This is a genomic window from Telluria aromaticivorans (assembly GCF_013003915.1).
Classification (GTDB): domain Bacteria; phylum Pseudomonadota; class Gammaproteobacteria; order Burkholderiales; family Burkholderiaceae_D; genus Telluria; species Telluria aromaticivorans.
This window is the reverse complement of record NZ_JABAIV010000003.1, coordinates 95,548-112,837: the sequence shown is the minus strand read 5'-3', so window position 1 is coordinate 112,837 and position 17,290 is coordinate 95,548. Positions and strand designations below refer to the sequence as shown.

General features: G+C 66.6%; 16 protein-coding genes. 7 read left to right on the top strand and 9 right to left on the bottom strand.

Annotation, left to right across the window (positions count from 1 at the left end):
- Positions 1 to 184 precede the first annotated feature (184 nt).
- Positions 185 to 2,869 carry a DNA ligase D gene (gene ligD / locus HGB41_RS09730; protein ID WP_171083713.1) on the top strand — a complete coding sequence of 895 codons (2,685 nt, stop codon included), beginning with the start codon at positions 185 to 187 and terminating at the stop codon, positions 2,867 to 2,869.
- A gap of 216 nt (positions 2,870 to 3,085) precedes the next feature.
- On the opposite strand, the gene HGB41_RS09725 is transcribed toward ligD, so the two are convergent.
- The 5 genes from HGB41_RS09725 to HGB41_RS09705 all read right to left on the bottom strand — a co-directional run bounded on the left by HGB41_RS09725 (position 3,086) and on the right by HGB41_RS09705 (position 7,906).
- The gene (locus HGB41_RS09725; RefSeq protein ID WP_171083711.1) at positions 3,086 to 4,579 is read right to left on the bottom strand and encodes an App1 family protein phosphatidate phosphatase; all 1,494 of its coding nucleotides are present in this window, start codon (positions 4,577 to 4,579) and stop codon (positions 3,086 to 3,088) included.
- A gap of 97 nt (positions 4,580 to 4,676) precedes the next feature.
- Positions 4,677 to 5,339 carry a PEP-CTERM sorting domain-containing protein gene (locus HGB41_RS09720; RefSeq protein ID WP_171083709.1) on the bottom strand — a complete coding sequence of 221 codons (663 nt, stop codon included), beginning with the start codon at positions 5,337 to 5,339 and terminating at the stop codon, positions 4,677 to 4,679.
- Positions 5,340 to 5,588: 249 nt separating this feature from the next.
- Entirely contained in the window at positions 5,589 to 5,822 is a 234-nt protein-coding gene (locus HGB41_RS09715) for a hypothetical protein (RefSeq protein ID WP_171083707.1), read from the bottom strand.
- Between the two features lie 3 nt (positions 5,823 to 5,825).
- Positions 5,826 to 6,887, bottom strand: a complete 1,062-nt coding sequence (gene ku, locus HGB41_RS09710; RefSeq protein ID WP_171083706.1) for a non-homologous end joining protein Ku — start codon at positions 6,885 to 6,887, stop codon at positions 5,826 to 5,828.
- A 29-nt stretch (positions 6,888 to 6,916) separates the two neighbouring features.
- Positions 6,917 to 7,906 carry an SDR family oxidoreductase gene (locus tag HGB41_RS09705; protein ID WP_171083705.1) on the bottom strand — a complete coding sequence of 330 codons (990 nt, stop codon included), beginning with the start codon at positions 7,904 to 7,906 and terminating at the stop codon, positions 6,917 to 6,919.
- A gap of 160 nt (positions 7,907 to 8,066) precedes the next feature.
- Here HGB41_RS09705 and HGB41_RS09700 point away from each other — a divergent pair, with 160 nt between their 5' ends.
- The 4 genes from HGB41_RS09700 to HGB41_RS09685 all read left to right on the top strand — a co-directional run bounded on the left by HGB41_RS09700 (position 8,067) and on the right by HGB41_RS09685 (position 13,343).
- Complete coding sequence (locus tag HGB41_RS09700) at positions 8,067 to 9,536, top strand: GGDEF domain-containing protein (RefSeq protein WP_171083703.1); 1,470 nt, start codon at positions 8,067 to 8,069, stop codon at positions 9,534 to 9,536.
- A 59-nt stretch (positions 9,537 to 9,595) separates the two neighbouring features.
- Complete coding sequence (locus HGB41_RS09695; RefSeq protein WP_171083701.1) at positions 9,596 to 11,227, top strand: SulP family inorganic anion transporter; 1,632 nt, start codon at positions 9,596 to 9,598, stop codon at positions 11,225 to 11,227.
- Positions 11,228 to 11,278: 51 nt separating this feature from the next.
- Entirely contained in the window at positions 11,279 to 11,434 is a 156-nt protein-coding gene (locus HGB41_RS09690; RefSeq protein WP_171083698.1) for a hypothetical protein, read from the top strand.
- Between the two features lie 121 nt (positions 11,435 to 11,555).
- Positions 11,556 to 13,343: a DUF1302 domain-containing protein gene (locus HGB41_RS09685; RefSeq protein ID WP_171083696.1), complete on the top strand. Its 1,788-nt coding sequence runs from the start codon at positions 11,556 to 11,558 to the stop codon at positions 13,341 to 13,343.
- A 58-nt stretch (positions 13,344 to 13,401) separates the two neighbouring features.
- Here HGB41_RS09685 and HGB41_RS09680 read toward each other — a convergent pair whose 3' ends face one another.
- Positions 13,402 to 14,034, bottom strand: a complete 633-nt coding sequence (locus tag HGB41_RS09680) for a 1-acyl-sn-glycerol-3-phosphate acyltransferase (protein WP_171083694.1) — start codon at positions 14,032 to 14,034, stop codon at positions 13,402 to 13,404.
- Positions 14,035 to 14,218: 184 nt separating this feature from the next.
- Here HGB41_RS09680 and arsC point away from each other — a divergent pair, with 184 nt between their 5' ends.
- Positions 14,219 to 14,581, top strand: a complete 363-nt coding sequence (gene arsC, locus HGB41_RS09675; protein ID WP_308788929.1) for an arsenate reductase (glutaredoxin) — start codon at positions 14,219 to 14,221, stop codon at positions 14,579 to 14,581.
- Here arsC and HGB41_RS09670 read toward each other — a convergent pair whose 3' ends face one another.
- Both HGB41_RS09670 and HGB41_RS09665 read right to left on the bottom strand, forming a co-directional pair.
- Positions 14,582 to 15,760 carry a right-handed parallel beta-helix repeat-containing protein gene (locus HGB41_RS09670; protein WP_229422959.1) on the bottom strand — a complete coding sequence of 393 codons (1,179 nt, stop codon included), beginning with the start codon at positions 15,758 to 15,760 and terminating at the stop codon, positions 14,582 to 14,584.
- 173 nt (positions 15,761 to 15,933) lie between these two features.
- Positions 15,934 to 16,386 (bottom strand): acyl-CoA thioesterase, encoded by a 453-nt coding sequence (locus HGB41_RS09665; protein WP_171083690.1) that lies wholly within the window; start codon positions 16,384 to 16,386, stop codon positions 15,934 to 15,936.
- A gap of 123 nt (positions 16,387 to 16,509) precedes the next feature.
- Here HGB41_RS09665 and HGB41_RS09660 point away from each other — a divergent pair, with 123 nt between their 5' ends.
- Positions 16,510 to 16,857 carry a hypothetical protein gene (locus HGB41_RS09660; RefSeq protein WP_171083688.1) on the top strand — a complete coding sequence of 116 codons (348 nt, stop codon included), beginning with the start codon at positions 16,510 to 16,512 and terminating at the stop codon, positions 16,855 to 16,857.
- A gap of 21 nt (positions 16,858 to 16,878) precedes the next feature.
- On the opposite strand, the gene HGB41_RS09655 is transcribed toward HGB41_RS09660, so the two are convergent.
- Entirely contained in the window at positions 16,879 to 17,265 is a 387-nt protein-coding gene (locus HGB41_RS09655; RefSeq protein ID WP_171083686.1) for a VOC family protein, read from the bottom strand.
- Positions 17,266 to 17,290 lie beyond the last annotated feature (25 nt).

Here is a 17,290-nt window from a genome sequence, read left to right as displayed (position 1 = left end):
GTGGTTGAGGGGGTAGGGCATCTGCGTGGGCAGTCAACGTGGCCGCAAAAGCGGTCGTTGACCGTATTTATATCCACTTACAAGTTGCCGGATTTGCACGACGCCGGCTTACAGGGTTAGGTGGCGTACAGTCGCCTCAGGTGCCCGGGCATACACTTTCCTTGGACAGTTGCCGGGAGGCCCCATGCCAGACGCGCTAAAACTCTACAAAGCCAAGCGTAATTTCGATATCACGTCTGAGCCGGCCGAGGGCGGCGTCGCCGGCCTTGACACCTTGACCTTCGTCATCCAGAAGCACTGGGCGACGCGGCTGCACTACGATCTCCGCCTGGAACTCGACGGCACCATGAAAAGCTGGGCGGTGCCGAAAGGTCCGAGCTACGATACGCGCGACAAGCGCATGGCGGTGCATGTCGAAGACCATCCGATTTCCTATTCGGATTTCGAAGGCACGATTCCTCCGAAGCAGTATGGCGCTGGCAAAGTCATCATCTGGGACAAGGGCATCTGGGAACCGATCGGCGATCCGCACGAGGGCTACCGCCAGGGCAACCTGAAGTTCGCCATCCACGGGCACAAGATGCAGGGGCGCTGGGCACTGATCCGCATGAAAGGCCGCGGCGAGAAGCAGGAGGCATGGCTGCTGATCAAGGAGAAGGACGAGTACGCCCGTCCGGCGGAAGAATTCTCGGTGGTGGACGAACTGCCCGACAGCGTCAAGGCGCTGCCGATGCCGAAGCCCGCGCGCGGCAAAGTTGCGGCCTTGAAGGCCGAAGCAGAGTCGGAGGAAGCGCCGAAGCCGGCCCGCAAGCGCGCCGCCGCGGCCAAGCCTGCGGCAAAATCGGCAGCGAAGGCGGCAGCGAAACCAGCAGCGAAGAAGGCTGCCAAGGCAGCGGCCAGGCCTGCCGCCAAATCCACCAGGTCCACGAAGTCCGCAATCAAAGGCGTGCCGGAAGGCGCCGTCGAAGCCGCGCTGCCGGAGAAATTCACCCCCGAACTGGCCACGCTGGTGGACGCACCGCCGCACGACCCGGCCGAATGGGTATTCGAGGTCAAGTTCGACGGCTACCGCATGCTGGCGCGGGTGGAGAACGGCGAGGTGCGCCTCGTCACGCGCAACGACAACGACTGGACCGACAAGCTGGCCCCGATGCGCGAGGAACTCGAACGCATGGGGCTGCCCGATGGCTGGTACGACGGCGAAATCGTCGTGCACGACGAACATGGCAAGCCGAATTTCGGGCTGCTGCAACTGGCCTTCGACGGCCAGCGCCGGGCCGACATCGAATACTTCCTGTTCGACGTGCCCTACTGCGGCGGCTACGACCTGCGCGACGTGCCGCTGGTGGAGCGCCGCGCCGTACTGGAAGCGGTACTGAAAAAGGCCAAGTCGGACAAGGTGCGCTTTTCAGGCGAATTCGGCGGCAATCCGGACGAGCTGGTGGTGGCCGCCTGCAAGATCGGCCTGGAGGGCGTGATCGGCAAGCGGCGCGACTCGCGCTATGTCTCGCGCCGTTCGCCCGAATGGATCAAGCTCAAATGCGGGCTGCGCCAGGAATTCGTCATCGGCGGCTTCACCGACCCGAAGGGCTCGCGCAAGGGCGTCGGCTCGCTGCTGCTGGGCACCTACGACCGCGAGGGCGTGCTGCGCTACGCGGGCAACGTCGGCTCGGGCTTCAAGCACGCGACCCTGATGGACGTCAAGAAGCAGCTCGAGGCCTTGCGCACCGACGAGAGCCCGTTCCCGCCGCGCGCGGTGCCGGGGCGCCAGCACCACTGGGTCAAGCCGGTGCTGGTGGCGGAAGTGAGCTTCTCGGAATGGACCAGCGCCGGCGCGGTGCGCCATCCGGTTTTCCAGGGCCTGCGCGCCGACAAGCCTGCGCGCGGCATCACGCGCGAGGAACCGCGCCACATCGAAGACAGCGAGAAGCCCGTGACGCCAGATGCGCCGGTGGCGCCGCCGCCGCCCGGCCTGCACGGCAAGCTGCCGGAATCGCTGCGGGTGACCAATCCGGACCGCATCGTCGATCCGTCCACCGGCATCACCAAGCTCGATGTCATCCGCTACTACGCGCTGGTCGGCGAGCTGATGATGGAACACCTCAAGCGCCGTCCGCTGACCCTGGTGCGGGCCCCAAGCGGCATCGGCGCCGAACTGGTGTTCCAGAAGCATGCCGACGTCAAGAAGCTGCCGGGCGTGAAGCAGATGGATGCGGCGCTCGACCCGAGCAATCCGCCGATGCTCGAGATCGTGGGCGTCGAAGGCATCCTGTCGGTGGCGCAGTGGAATGCGATCGAGCTGCATACGCAAAATGCCGTGGCCAGGAGCTATGAAAAGCCCGACCGCATGGTGTTCGACCTCGACCCGGGCGAAGGCGTGGAATGGCCTGCGATACAGGAAGCGACGCAGATCATGCACGCCTTTCTCGACGAGCTGGGATTGCCGTCCTACCTGAAGACCAGCGGCGGCAAGGGCCTGCACGTGGTGGTGCCGATCAAGGGAGAGTACGGCTGGGATACGGTGAAAGCCTTTTCGCAGGCCATTGTGCGCCACCTTGCCGCCACCTTCCCGGACCGCCTCGCGTTCAAGAGCGGCCCCAGGAACCGGGTCGGAAAGATCTTCATCGACTACCTGCGCAACGGCCGCGGCGCCACCACCGTGTGCGCCTGGTCGGCGCGGGCCCGGCCGGGCATGGGGATTTCGGTGCCGCTCGAATGGGATGAACTCATGAAGCTCAAGTCGAGCACGCAGTGGACGGTGGCCAACGTGCACACGCGGCTCGACAAGGGGAATGATCCCTGGGCGGGGTATGACAAGGCGGCCAAGGGAATTACCAGGGCGATGAAGGTGTTGGGGTTCGAGGATTAAGGGGCGTTAGCGGCAGCGCATGGTAACTTGGACGGGATATTGCCAGTGGCATTATCCCGGCCTGCGCCGGGATGACGTTTACGAGTACGTGGTCAGTGGCGCAGCGAACGTCGTCGCCACCCTGAAAGCCGTCGTCCCGGCGAAGGCGGTAACGATGCCACTGGCATCGTTCCCCCCAAGTTCGCAACGCACCCGTAGCGCGTCCTCTGGCAGTGATTAGGGTTCGTTCACGGTACTCGTATCTTCTACGCCACCCGCAGCCACCCCGGTCGCCACCGCCTTCGCCGTCTCATCCTGCCGCATGTCCGAGCGCACCGACGGCAAGCGATCCACCGCGATCAGCCCCTCCGCCGCCGCGTGCGACGCCGCGAACACGCTGTCCGGCGACAGGATCAGCTGCGTGCCCGTGGTACTGACCTCGTCGATCAGCTTGTCCAGCGCATCGATCCGCGACGGATCCGGATTGACGTTGCGGATGTAGATCATGCGCACCGCCTTCGGATGGCGCCGCACCACTTCGGTATAAATCTCGGGATCCTGTTCGCCGCTGTCGCCGACCAGCACGAATTGCATGTCCGGATAAAAATCCAGGATGCGCTCGATCTGTTCGAGCTTGTGGTTGCCGTGCTCATTGAGCTTGAGCACGTGGCGCACGCTCAGTTCGCGCAGCATCAGCGGGCCGACCGGGATGCCCTGCAGCTTCAGGAAGTGGACCAGGGGCCCGTACAAATGCCAGGGGCTGCTCGACACGTAGAACAGCGGGTTGTTCTCGGCCCCGCCCACGCCGTCGCCCAGCGCGCGGTAGAAGGCGGCAACGCCCTTGAAAGGTTTGCGGGTGTGCGAGTTGGTCCGCGCCAGCATCAGCGCCATGTTCAGTTTGTTGGTGACGTTGGTCCACAGGACCGTGTCGTCGATGTCGCTGATGATGCCGAAGCGCGCGGTTTCCGCCGGCACGATCACGTCGGCCACGGCGCGCAGCGGCCGGCCGTCGGGCTGGGCATTGTCGGGGAATTCGAGTTCGACCCGGTGCCGGCCGCCGGCCAGGGGGGCGCCGACGGTGATATCGAAGGAAAAATAGCCGCCCCGGTCAGTCGTCGCTTCATGGGTCGTTCCGCCGAAATGCGCCAGCACGCGCGAGTCGGCGACTTCGTCGGATTCGAGGCGCTGGTAGAGCGCGACCAGGTTGTTCCAGCCGCTATCCTCGCCAGACTGTTCGCGGAAGGCATATTCGTCGAGCAGCCGGCCCTTGAGCCAGATGCGGTTGGCGTTGCCGAAGCCCAGGTAGGGCACGGCCATCAGCGCGCGTCCGGATTCGGGCCGGCGCAGCAGGCGCCATGCATTGGAAGCGAAGGCGCCGGCGGTGCGCGCCAGGCGGTGGCGCAGCGGTGTCTCGGGGACGATGTCGTCCTGCGCGCGCTGGCCTGTCGCCACCGGAATGCCGGCGCGTGGCGCGCCGCGCTCGACCCAGACGCTGCCGGCTTCCTTGCGCGTCAGGAGCAGCGCCTGCTGGACTTCCTGCGGCTTGAGGGGATCGACTGCGGTGCCCATGACGTGCACGGCGGCGCCGCTTTCGCGCAGGCGCGCGATGTCGTCTTCCGACACCAGGCCGGGGTTGAGGAAGAGGGTAGCGCGGCCCAGGTCGACCCGCTGGGAAATATCGTCGAAACCTGCGCGGGTGAGGACGAGGAAGGGCATGGGATTGGCGGTCATGGCATACGGGAGAGCTTGTCGATGTGCCAAGTATCCTCCATGCTGGCGGAAGGCAACGCACGCTTGCCGTCCGCCTTCCTTTCCCGGAACTGCCCGTTTAGCGGGACGGCGCGCGGCGCCGGCGGGCGGCGACCAGCAGGACGCCGGTGGCGACCAGCATGCCCGACCCGGGCTCGGGAATCTCCGATTCCACGGCGCGCAGTTGCGTCACTTGCCACCAGGTGACGAGGCTTGCATCGGTCCCATCCGAATACACCAGGGCGAAGCTGCCGCTTTCCGGTGTAGCCGAAGCGAGCAGCTCCCGGACCGGCGTATCGAGCGGCAGGATCTCCGGCCGCGAAAACCGCAGCTGGACGCCGGCCAGGGTGAGGCCCGGTATCTGCAGGCTTTCCTCGACCACGCCGCCGGTATTCCAGCGGTTGCCGCCGAGCATCGTCAGTTCTGTCCCGTAAGGCAGCACGGTATTGGCGGCGAAGCTGTTTCTGGCCTTGACCAGGTTGCTGCCGAACGCGAACTCGCCGCTGAAGGCGCCAAAAAACCAGTTCGCATCCGGGAAGCGGGTCAAGCCGACCTCGTCGTCGAGCGTGAAATTGCCCCTGACCACGGTGCCGGGAGAATAGTAGGGCGCCAGCGCCTCCGGTGTGAGCGGATCCCACGGTAGGCCAAGGACGCCCTCGACGGTATAGGTGATCGGAGCGGAGCGGCCGGGCAAGGGCAAGGCCATCAGGAGGGCAAGGATAGCTGGACCTAACATGCGCATGGGAACCTCATCTAGTGTGGAGGAACGGCTGGATTGCACGCCTGGCTGCTTGCCCGGTGCCGGACCTGCGTGCAGGCGGTTGGCGAAGGCTCACCTGGCCCTGCGCCGCGGGAGCAGCAGCCATGAAACCGGCAGGTGAAGCAGCCGGCGCTACGGTCGAGCAAACTCTACCATAGCGCCGGCGCCGGTGTCGCACTCTTGGTAGCGAAGCGCCGGGTACCCCGGGTTTCGTCCAGGCGGGCTGGCGCTTCAGGACTCGTTCTTGAAGATGCCGCGCACGTTGGTCACCATCAGGGCCACCTGCAGCGCGATCAGCGCCCAGGCTTCGTCGTGCCAGCCCCAGGCGATCCACAGCAGGTTACTGAGGATGAACATGCAGAAGCCGAACACGCGGCGCTCGGCGCGCTGGGAGCCGATCAGGTAGGCAGCAAACAGGGTGACCAGCATTGCCGGCCATTGGAGGAAGTCGATGAATTCATCCATCCGTCAGGCTGCCTTCTTGCGGCGCGCGGGCGCCGTCGATGGTGCGCCGGCCGACTTGGCGGCCGTCTTTTTTGCTGCCGGCTTGGCGGCCACTTTCGCACTCGAACGCTTGGGTGCGGCGCCGCTGGCCGCGACCCGGTCGATGCTGTGGCCGGGCGTCTTGCGTGCGCGCGGGGCCGGCGCCTCTTCCTCGTCGTCGTCTTCGGCGGGCGCCTTGCGCTTCTTTGGCGGCGGCGGTTCGTCGTCATCGTCCGCGGCGGCCTTCGAGGGCTTCTTGCCCAGGCTGGCCTGCAGCAGCGACACCAGGTCGATGACCTTGCCGGTCTCGCGCTTCTTCTCGCCCGGCTCGGGCATGGTGATGGTCTTGGTCTGGTGCGCCTTCACCTTCATTTCGATCAGCGCCATGATGTCTTCGCGGTAGGTGTCGTGGTATTCCTCCGGGTCCCAGTCCTCCGCCATGCCCTGCACCAGGGCCATTGCCATCTTGAGTTCCTTGTCGGTGACGGCGGCCTTCTTGTCGCCCGCGGACGGGATCTTGAGCTCGCCCGAATCGCGGATCTCGTCGGCATAGCGCAGGGTGTTGAGGACAATGGTGTCGCCCACGCAGACCAGCGCGCACAGGTGCTGCTTGACGCGGATGACGACGCGCGCGATGCCGATCTTGCCGGCCTTGCGCAGGGTTTCGCGCAGCAGGGCGTAGACCTTGTCGCCGCCCTTGCCGGGCGCGAGGTAATAGGGCTGCTCGAAATACAGGAGCGAGACGTCCTCGGCGTCGACGAAGCCGACGATGTCGATGCTCTGGGTTGCTTCCGGATTGGCGCGCCGCAGGTCTTCGTCGGACAGCACCACATACTCGCCGCTGGAGTATTCGTAGCCCTTGACGATGTCGTCCCAGGAGACTTCCTTGTTGTTGCCCTTGTTGTAGCGCTTGAAACCCACCGGCGAGAAATCGCGGCGGTCGAGCATGGTGAGGTCGAGGCCCTTGTTGGCGACGGCGGGGTACATGTCGACGGGGATGTGCACCAGCCCGAAGCTGATCGCACCTTTCCACATGCTGCGCGGCATAGCGGTTCTCCTTATTGGTTTTTTTCGCGCTACTCGCCGACCACGCCGGTGACCGGCAGGACGATGCCCGTGATATAGCCCGAGCACACGCTGGAGGCCAGGAACACATAGGCCGGCGAGAGTTCTTCCGGCTGGGCCGGGCGCTTGTAGGTGGTGCTGGCGCCGAACTCCTTGATCTTGTCGGGCGATTGGTCGGCCGGGTTCAGCGGCGTCCATACCGGGCCCGGGGCCACCGCATTCACGCGGATGCCCTGTTCGATCAGGCTGGCCGCCAGCGACATGGTGAAGGCGTGGATCGCGCCCTTGGTGCTCGAATAGTCGAGCAGCTTGCCCGAGCCTTTCAGGCCGGTCACCGAGCCGGTATTGACGATCGCGGCCCCGCGCTTCAGGTGCGGCAGGGCGGCGCGCGCCATGTGGAAGTATCCGTAGATATTGGTGCGGAAGGTCTCGTCCAGGCGCTCGTCGGTGATGTCGAGCAGCGAGCCGGCATGCTCCTGGAAGGCGGCGTTATTCACCAGCACGTCCAGGCGCCCGAACCCGGCCACGACCTTGGCCACCGCGTCTTTGCAGAAGGCCGGGTCCTTGACGTCGCCGGGGATGGTAATGCAGCGCCGGCCCTCGGCCTCGATGCAGCGTTTGGTCTCTTCGGCGTCTTCGTGCTCGTTCAGGTACATCACCGCGACGTCGGCGCCTTCGCGCGCGAACAGCACGGCGACCGCGCGGCCGATGCCCGAGTCGGCGCCGGTGACAATTGCGGCCTGGCCTTCGAGCTTGCCGCTGCCCTTGTACTGCTCGGCCATGAACTTCGGTTTCAGCTCCATCTCGGCTTCGATGCCGGGTTTGGCAAGGTGCTGCTGGGGGAATGGCGGGGCCGGCTGGTCGACACCGGTCTGCACGGCCTCGTCGCTTTCCTGCTTCTGAGTCTTGGCGTCCTTCTGGTCCTGCTGCTGCTGGATCGTTTTCTGCTTGTCCGCCACTTTGTTTGCCGCTTTGTTCCCCGCTTCGTCCTGATTTGCCATCACATGCTCCCATGAACGTTCAATCAACCGCATGAGTATCGGGGCCCGGAGCCTGTGGCGACCGTGCGCTCACGTACATTCACGGACAAATCCGCTATCGGGCCGGGTGGCTTTATGGCAAACTTGCCAGCGTTCTGTAACAATTATCAGGGAGAAAACGATGTCTCAGCAGGAAAGCGCGCCCGTCCCTCCAACCGGCCTGTACGTCAATCCGGTCGGCCAGCGCCGTGCGGATTTCCAGCATGCCTGTGCTGCCCTGTTCGACGGCCTGCGCGTGGCCGATGGCGCCGAGCAGGCCGCCGCCATGCTGGCGCAGGGACCAAGCGCGGTGCTGGTGCTCGACCTGGAACGCTTCGAGCTGGGCATCGACCTGCCAGCGCTGGGCGAGCTCGTCGCTTCCCGCAATGGGGCGCCGGTACTGGTCCTGTGCCCATTCACGAATGCGCGCTGGCTGCCGGCGCTGATGCAGCACGGGCCACTGGACTATGTCATCGGCCCGCTTCCGGCGGACGAGACCCGGCGGCAGGTCGAAGCACGCCTGCAGGCAGGATTTGAGGCGCCGCTCGAGCCGACCGCGGCAGAAGCCGAACTGGCAGCCCTGCTGGCGGTGCGCACCGAAGCGCAGGCGGCGCTGCAAGAGGCCGACGACGGCATCCGCTTTGCCGAGCGCCTGTGCGCGGCATTGTTGCGCTGGCCAGGCCTGGTGCATGCGGCAGTATTCGGGCTGCACGAAGGCGGCGACCTGCGCCTCGATGCCCAGCACGGCAAACCGGGCCTGGACCTGGCCGCCGTCCTGCAGCGCCGCGAGCGCCTGCTGCAGTCGCCGCTGCGCCATGCCTTCCCTGGACTGCTGGCAGCAAGCAGCGGCGAGGCGGCCCTGCTCGACGCGCTCGACAAAGCCGGCGAGCCGGCCCTGGCCGCGGTATTGCGCGAGCAGGGCGTGCAGATGGTGCTCGGGCTGCCGATCCCGGCGCCCGGCCCCGGCGCGCCGCGCGGCGCCCTGTGCCTGCTCTTCGATCACGCGCGGCCGTTCTCGCGCGCCCAGCTCACGGCCTGCGACGACCTGGCGCAGCTGGCCGCCTTCGGCCTGCGCATGGCGGACCTGATGCGCGAAAGCGAAGAGCTGCTGGGGCGGGTAACCCACCTGGCAACCACCGACGCATTGACCAACGTGGCCAACCGGCGCCATGGCGAATACCTGATGGAACAGGAGATCAAGCGCGCGCGCCGCTACCGCCTGCCGCTGGCCCTGATCGCCTTCGACATCGACCGTTTCCGCGCCATCAACGACAGCTTCGGCCATCCGGTGGGCGACATGGCCTTGCGGGTGGTGGCCGATACCGCGCGCAGCCTGCTGCGTTCGAGCGACGTGCTGGTGCGCTCGGGCGGCGAGGAATTCCAGGTGATCGCGCCCCATACCAGCGCGATCGACGGCCTCAAGATGGCCGAGAAGCTGCGCGCCGCGATCGAAGCGGCCGAGATCCCCGGCTGCGACCACGTCACGGTCAGCCTCGGCGTGGCCCAGTTGGGCGAAACCGAATCGGGCGATTCGCTGGCGGTGCGGGTGAATGCGGCGCTGGCGCGCGCCAAGCGGGCGGGGCGCAACTGCGTCGAACTGGCCATGCAGTAAGGCGCTCATCGCCGGCTGGCCCTGTGGTAGGCTAGCGGCTTTTCTTTCAGGCAATACCCATGCTCTCCTGGTTGCAGCACTACCGGCGCGCCATGCTGCCCGGCGACATCAGCGCCGGCATCGTCGTGGCGATGATGATGATCCCGCAGGGCATGGCCTATGCGCTGGTGGCCGGACTGCCGCCGGTGGCCGGCATCTACGCGAGCATCGTGCCGCCGCTGCTGTATGCGCTGTTCGGCACCAGCAGCACGCAATCGGTCGGGCCGATGGCGATCACTTCGCTCATGGTGGCATCCGCGCTGGCGCCGCTGGCGCTCCCCGGCAGCGCGCTGTACGGCGTGCTGGCCGCGCAGCTGGCCTTGCTGTCAGGCGCGGTATTGCTGGCCTGCGGCCTGCTGCGCATCGGCTTCGTCGCCAACTTCTTTTCCCGTCCCGTGATGAGCGGCTTCACCATCGGCTCGGCGATCCTGATCGCCTGGGGACAGGTGCGTCCGCTGCTGGGCGGCATGCCGCCTGCGGTGCACTGGCCGAGCGCCGCGATGGGCCTGGGCGCGCTGGCGCTGCTGCTGTGGGCGCGCAGCTGGATGGCCGGGACCCTGCGCCGCACCGGACTGTCGCCGGTCGCCGCCGACATCGGCAGCAAGCTGGCGCCGATGGTGGTCGTGATCGGCGCCACGATCCTGGTCGCCGCCATGGGGCTCGATGCACGCGGCGTGGCCACCACGGGCGCAGTGCCGGCGGGGCTGCCCGGCCTGAACTTGGCAACGTCAAGCGCGCACTGGCAGCCCTTGCTGCAGCCGGCGCTGCTGGTCGGCTTCATGGTTTTCCTGATCAGCATGTCGGGCGCCCAGGCGCTGGCGCTCAAGCGCGGCGAAAAGCTGGGCAGCAACCGCGAACTGGTGGGACTGGGCGCGGCCAACATCGGCAGCGCGCTGTCGGGTGGCTTTCCGGTCACCGGCAGCATCTCGCGCTCGGCGGTGAATTTCGCGGCCGGCGCCAACAGCCAGCTGGCGAGCATCATTACCGCAGCGCTGCTGGCGCTGGCGCTGGTGGCGCCGACCGGCTGGCTGGCACTGCTGCCGCTTCCTGCGTTGGCGGCGACCATCATCGTCGCGGTACTTGGCATGCTCGACCTCTCGCTACTCCACACGGCCTGGCGCTATGACCGCGCCGACGCGGCCGCGCTGCTGGCGACTGCCGCCGGGGTGCTGGTGCTCGGCGTCGAGGCCGGCGTGGTTGTGGGCGTGGCGCTCTCGATGGGCGCCCTGATCTGGCGCGCCAGCCGCCCGCACATCGCGGTGCTGGGGCGGATTGCCGGCAGCGAGCATTTCCGCAACGTCGACCGTTATTCAACCGAGACCGCACCGGGCCTGCTGATGCTGCGCGTGGATGCCGGCCTGTTCTTCGGGAACGTCGAAGCGGTGAACGAGCGCATCGAGGACGAGCTGAAGGCGCATGCCGGCACGCGCCACCTGGTACTGGTGCTGTCGGCGGTGAACTCGATCGATACCTCGGCGCTGTTCGGGCTGGGCGAACTGAATACCTCGCTGAGCCAGCGTGGCGTGCTGCTGCACCTGGCCGAGGTCAAGGGGCCGGTAATGGATCGCCTCAAGCAGAGCAGCCTGCTGCAGGCCTTGAACGGACGCTTGTTCCTGAGCGCAGCAATGGCGTGGGATGAGCTTGCCTGCTAAGGCTGTTCTAATTCCTGCCTGATAATGTTCCTGTACTTACCGGAGACTACGATGCGCCACCACCTGCTGACCCTGGCCTTTCTCGCCGCCGCCGCCACCCTGTGGTTCTTCGGCCTGCGCGACGACGCGGTACTGTTGATTGTGGGCGGTATCCTGTTCGAAATCGTGTTCTGGAAACGCCTATTCCGGCGGCATAAAACGCGCTGATCGCGCATTCTTTTGTTGACCGGAATCATCCCCGCCTCTAGGATTCCTTCGATGCGTATTGACGATGCGGCGAGCTGACAGCCGCACGGCGCACACGACGTACTAAAAAAAAAGGGTAGGGATGACCCGAGAAGCGACCGCGGCGACCGGTGTCGCCATTCTCCGGACAGCGATTGCCGTGGCGCTTGCCGCGGCGGCCGCTGCTCCGTCACTGGCAGCCGGGATCACGGCCAGTGGCCGCCTCATGGCGGGCAATATCTATCGGGTGCAGGACCGCGACCCGCAGCTCCTCACCGGCGTCAACGCCGCCACCCTCGGCCTTCCGGGCTATGGCAGCGGCGGTAATGCGGACGACGCCAGCACCAATTACGCGAAGGGCGACGCGGTATCGCGCATGGTCAAGGCGGTGCTCGAGGTCTCGGCGCAGGAGGGCGACTGGGCCGGGCTGGTGCGCGTGAAAGCCTGGCACGATCGCGGCTTGTCGCATGACGGCCGGCCCTGGGGCAATGTCCCGAACCGGTATGCGGCGGGAGCGCCCCTGTCGGACAGCGGCGCGCCGCGCCTCTCGCGCTTTTCCGGTGTTGCCCTGCTCGACGCCTGGGTGGAGCGCAGGTTCATCCCAGGCGGAACGCCCGTGGTGCTGCGCCTTGGCCAGCAGACGCTGGGCTGGGGCAGCCAGTCGCTCACGCCCGGCGGGCTGGAAGCGCTCGATCCGCGCGACATGCCCGGCCAGCACCGCGCCGGTCCGGTCGCCCTTGAAACCGTGGTGCCGCGGCCGATGCTGTTCGGCCGCGTCCAACCCACACCCAACCTGGCCATCGAAGCCTATTACCAGACCGCCTTCCGGCCAGCCGCGCTCGACCAATGCGGCACCATATGGTCGATGAGCGACTACATCGTGGATGGCTGCGACATCATCATGTCGGGCCAGCCCGTGGTGAGCGACCGTTCGCGGCTGGTGGTGGGTTCGTTCAAGAAGCGGCTGCCGACCCCGAAACCCGAGGCCAAGGAATTCGGCGCAGGGTTCACCTGGCGACCGGACGGCCTGGCCGGCACCGAGTTCGGCCTGTACCACGCCCGCTATAACGGGCGCATGGCCATGCCCGGGCTGCGGCGCTCGACCCGGCCAAATGGGCCGGCGCTGATTGCCGGCGACCCGGACGGCCGCAACCAGGCTTATTACTCCGAATATCCCGAAGGGCTGCGCATCAGCGCCGCGACCCTGTCCCACAAACGGGGCCCTGCAACGCTGTACGGCGAACTGTCCTACCGCGACGGCGTGCCCTTCATGCTGGCGCCGGGCGACGTGATGCCGCCTTTCCTGAGCGCGACTGCGCCCTCGCTGCTGCGCGCGCGCGCCAATGCGGTGCCGCCGGGTGGGCTGTTCCGCGGCTTCGACCTGTATGCGATGTGGCAGGCGCAGTTCGGCGTGCGCGGCCAATGGACGCTGGCCGGCATGGCGGTGGTGGCCAGCGTCGAGGCAGTCGGCAAACATGCGCGCGGCTTGCCCGAGCCGTCGGTCATGCGCTATGGGCGGGCCGACATTTTTGGGGCCGGTGCGGTCTTTGGTGCCTGCTCGGTGCATACGGGCGATGCGGCGCGCCAGTGCAGCCTGCGCGGCTATGCCACGCCGAATTCCTGGGGTTACCGGTTGCGGGCCGATGCCCGGCTGCCTGCCATGGCGCCGCAGCTGGTCACCAGCGCCAGCGTGCTGTTCGTCCACGACGTCAAGGGCTGGTCGGGCGACCTGCTGCTCAATGAAGGACGCAAGTCGGTCAGCATGGCGCTGCGTTTCGAATATCGCGAGCGCTACCTGGCGGAGCTGGGCTACCAGCCGACCTGGGGCGGGGATTACCACCAGGCCGCCGACCGCGATACGGCCTCGGTGGCAGTTGGGGTGCGCTTCTGAGCGGTGCCCCGGTCGCGCCAAGGGACGTGCAGGCAGCCGGCCGCGCTGCCGGGTGCTGTCAGGCGCGGCGGCGCTGCGGTTCCGAGGCGTCGCGCGGAGGCGCGAGCTTGATGGGCGCGGCCTTGTCCGGATACAGGGCCTGGCGGTCCTGGTAGATGGCGGCGATGGCTGCCATGTCCTGCCCGGTGTCGCCGGTCAGGTCGAGCGTATCCACCACGCTGAGCACCTTGGTGCGGTAATCGATATACACCAGCAGCAGGGGCACCTTGGCCATCGTGGCGAGGTGGTAGAAGCCGCTCTTCCAGTGCGGGCGGTAGCTGCGCGTGCCTTCGGGGGTGATCCCGATCCAGCACCATTCAGATTTCAGCATGGTGTCGGTCAACTGGCGGGTGGCGCCCATCGAGGCGCGCCGGTCGACGGCGATACCGCCCCAGTAACGCATAATCGCGCCCATCGGGCCGCGGAATAGCGAATCCTTGGCAACCCAGCGGAACTTCAGGCCAATGGCCCATTTGCCGAGCAGGCCAACCGGGAAATCCCAGTTCGAGGTGTGCGGGTAGACCACGGCGATGCCATGCGGCCCCGGCAGCGGTTTGAAACGCAGGTTCCAGCCAGCCAGGTTCAGCAGGCGCAACGCGAGCCGCTGGCTCCAGGTGGGAAGGTCTGCGGCGCGCAGCATGTAATCGCTCATCGAATCTCCGTCGCTATACGAAAGGCTATTTTTCTACAATCAATGTTACTGCAGAAAAATAAGCGACGAATTCTATAGTGCGGCGGGGAGGGCAACAAGCAAAAAAGCTGGTGCACGCCATGAGCTGTGGTTATCATGCCGCTGGAAAAAATGGCAAGCCACCACCCACTCATATTGAACAGCCATGGGCAAACAGCAGATGGACATCACGATTTACCATAACGCGCGCTGCGGCACCTCGCGCAACGCACTGGCGGCGATCCGCGAAGCGGGACACGAACCACAGGTGGTGGACTACCTGGCGACCCCGCTGTCGCGCGAGCAGTTGCGCGAGCTGATCGCCGCCGTCGGCTTGCCGGTGCGCGAGGCGATCCGGAGCAAGGAAGCCGCATTTGCCGAGCTCGGGCTCGACGCGCCGGGCACGGGCGACGAGGCGCTGCTCGATGCGATGGCGGCCCATCCTGTCCTGCTGAACCGGCCCTTCGTGGTGACGCCGAAGGGGACGCGCCTGTGCCGGCCGTACGAGCTGGTCAAGGAAATCCTCTGACTACTCGGTAGCGGTCGACATCGGGCTGGCCAGCTCCGGCGGCGTGTAGGGAACGGCGCCGATGTCGGTCGGGCGCCTTGGCCGGGCCCCGGCCGTTTCGGGGGGCGGGCCTGCCGCCATCCCCTTGCCGATCGCCGGCGACCCGGGCTGCAGCCGGAAGTCCGGCTCGGCACCCCCTCGGGTGTAGTCGACGAACAGGGGCCCGGCGCTGATCGTGCCGACGTGCTCCCGGCCAGCCGGCAGCTTCCAGTCGCTGCCGCCATTCTGGTAGACCAGGTTGTTGCGGTAGCTGACATTTGGGCCGGTCTCGCCCTGTTCCACGACGCCCTGGCCATTGTCGACCACGATGTTGTTGATCGTGTGCGTATTGTCGTTCGGCCCCTTGCCGTGATAGTAGTCGCCGCCGCCGACCACGATGCCCGACCCGGAGGCCACCACGGTATTGCCGCGGATGCTGACATTGGTGGCGTCATGCCACAGGTGGATGCCGCTGCCCGAGGCGCGGTAGATGATGTTGTCGCGCACGCTCGCGCGGGTACTGATATAGATGCCGTGCATGGTGCGGCATTCCGGCGGGCCGATATCGTGCACCTGGTTGCCCACCACCTCGGCGTCGTTGCCCTTGTAATAGCTGTCGATGCCGATGCCGGCGCCGCCCTTGGTTTCGCAGGGCACGTCGTTGCCGATGTGGTGGATGCGGTTGTGATGGACGCCGTTGTGCGAGGCGGCGTTGTAGATGCCGCTCAGCCATTTCATGCCGCTCTGGTACTGGTTGCCGTCGATCTCGAAGCCGACGATGTCGAGGTAGTTGGCGCGGTTGTCCCAGGCCGCCGGCCGGCGCGAATCGAGCGGCGGGACCAGCCGCGCGCCCCAGCGCTCGGTGGACTGGAACACGATGCGCGCCTCCGCCGTGCCATGGGTATTGGTGCGGATGCCGCCGAAATAGGTGCCAGGTGCGACATGCACCGTGGTGCCCGGCGTGGCGGCCTGCGCGGCGCGCGTGAGCGTGCGGAAGGGTTCGTCGCGGGTGCCGGGATTGCTGTCCGAGCCGGACGGGGCGACATACAGGTGGGTGCGCACCAGCTCGGGGATGACGAGGTCTTCCTGCCCGGCCTCGCGCAGGCGGCAGCCGGAGAGGAGGACGCACAGCGCCAGCGCCGCCGGCAGCGGAAGAAGCAAGGCAAGGACATGATTGGATAGTCGGCGCAGCATCGTTCCCCCGTGGCAGCGGATGTGACTTGGCCAGTTTGACGCAGCACAAGCCGGAACGGGGCCGGTTGGCTCAATGTATTCCTTGAGCGCGCTCAACACGGGGCGAGGCCGTGGCGGCTGCCCCGGCGCCCCGGCCTGGCTTACGGCGCGGCTGCGTCCACGGCCTGCGCCATCGCCGGCATATAGGTGTCGACGAACTCCGCCGGCATGCGGCGCACCCGGCCGCTGCTGATCTCGATGCAGACCAGGTCCCAGCGGCCGCGCAGCACGGTGGCGCCGTCGCTGTCGCGCACCAGCTGGAAGCGGCGCTCCATCGCCAGCTTGCCGTCGCCCGCCACCAGCCAGGTGGCCAAGGTCAAGGCTTCGCCGGCGAAGGTCGGCAGCAGGTAATCGTATTCGCCGCGCCGGATCGCCATCGCACGGTCCAGGCGCCGGTAGTCAGGCAGCGACAGGCCGAGCTGTTCCGAGTGGGCCCAGCCGGCCTGCTCGCACCAGCGCACGTAGACGGCATTGTTGGTGTGGTCCAGGCCGTCGATGTCGCCGGCGCAGGGCGTGACGGGCAGTGTGAAGGGTTGCGGATAATCCCAGTCCAAGCTGTTACCTCGTGATGCGGTGGGCGGCGCGCTGCCGCTATACCGCTATTCTACGGGCTGGCGCCGTACTGCAAAGCCAGCCGGACATGCGATGATGGCGCAGGACCCATGCCTGGAGAGTAGATGTTTACGATGATCCTCTTGCTCTACCTGCAGCAGCACCGCGACGTGACGCTGGAAAGCAGCAGCCTGCGCGGCAGCTACAAAACGAAGAAGGCCTGCGAAGCGGCGGCCCTGCGCCTGCGTGGGCCCTTGCCGACGCCCGACGGCCATGCCGCGGCCTGGCACGACGCGGTGTGCATCCCGATCAACCGCAACGTGGAAGTGAGGGAGGGCAAGCCGGTCGACCTGGGTAAACTCCTGCAGGGGCGTCCGCCCATCGTATGCGAAGGTACCGGTGCCTGGCGCCGGGTGGCCGAATTGTGCGTACCGGCCGCGCGCGAGGGCAAGGGCGAGGGCGGCGCGGATTAGGAGCGCTGCCGGTGCGAAACCTTATTGCCCGGCAGGCGGTTCCCACAATTCGACCTTGTTGTTTTCCGGGTCCATGACCCAGCCGAACTTGCCGTATTCCGAGTCTTCCGGTTTCTCCAGAACGTTGCAGCCTTCCTCGCGCAGCACGGCGAGCAGGGCGTCCAGGTCGGCAACGCGGTAGTTGATCATGAAGGACGCCTTGCCCGGGGCGAAATGCCCGTTGTCTTCAGCGCCGACCGACCAGATGGTCGTGCCCTTGGCCGGTTTGCCCGCATCGTCGGTCCAGGTAAAGGCCGCGCCTCCCCATTCCAGCACGTCGATGCCCAGGTGCCGCTTGTACCAGGCGCGCAGCGCGACCGGGTCTTTTGCGTGGAAGAAGATGCCGCCGATACCAGTAACGCGTTTCATGTGAATCTCCGATCTGGAAAAAGAG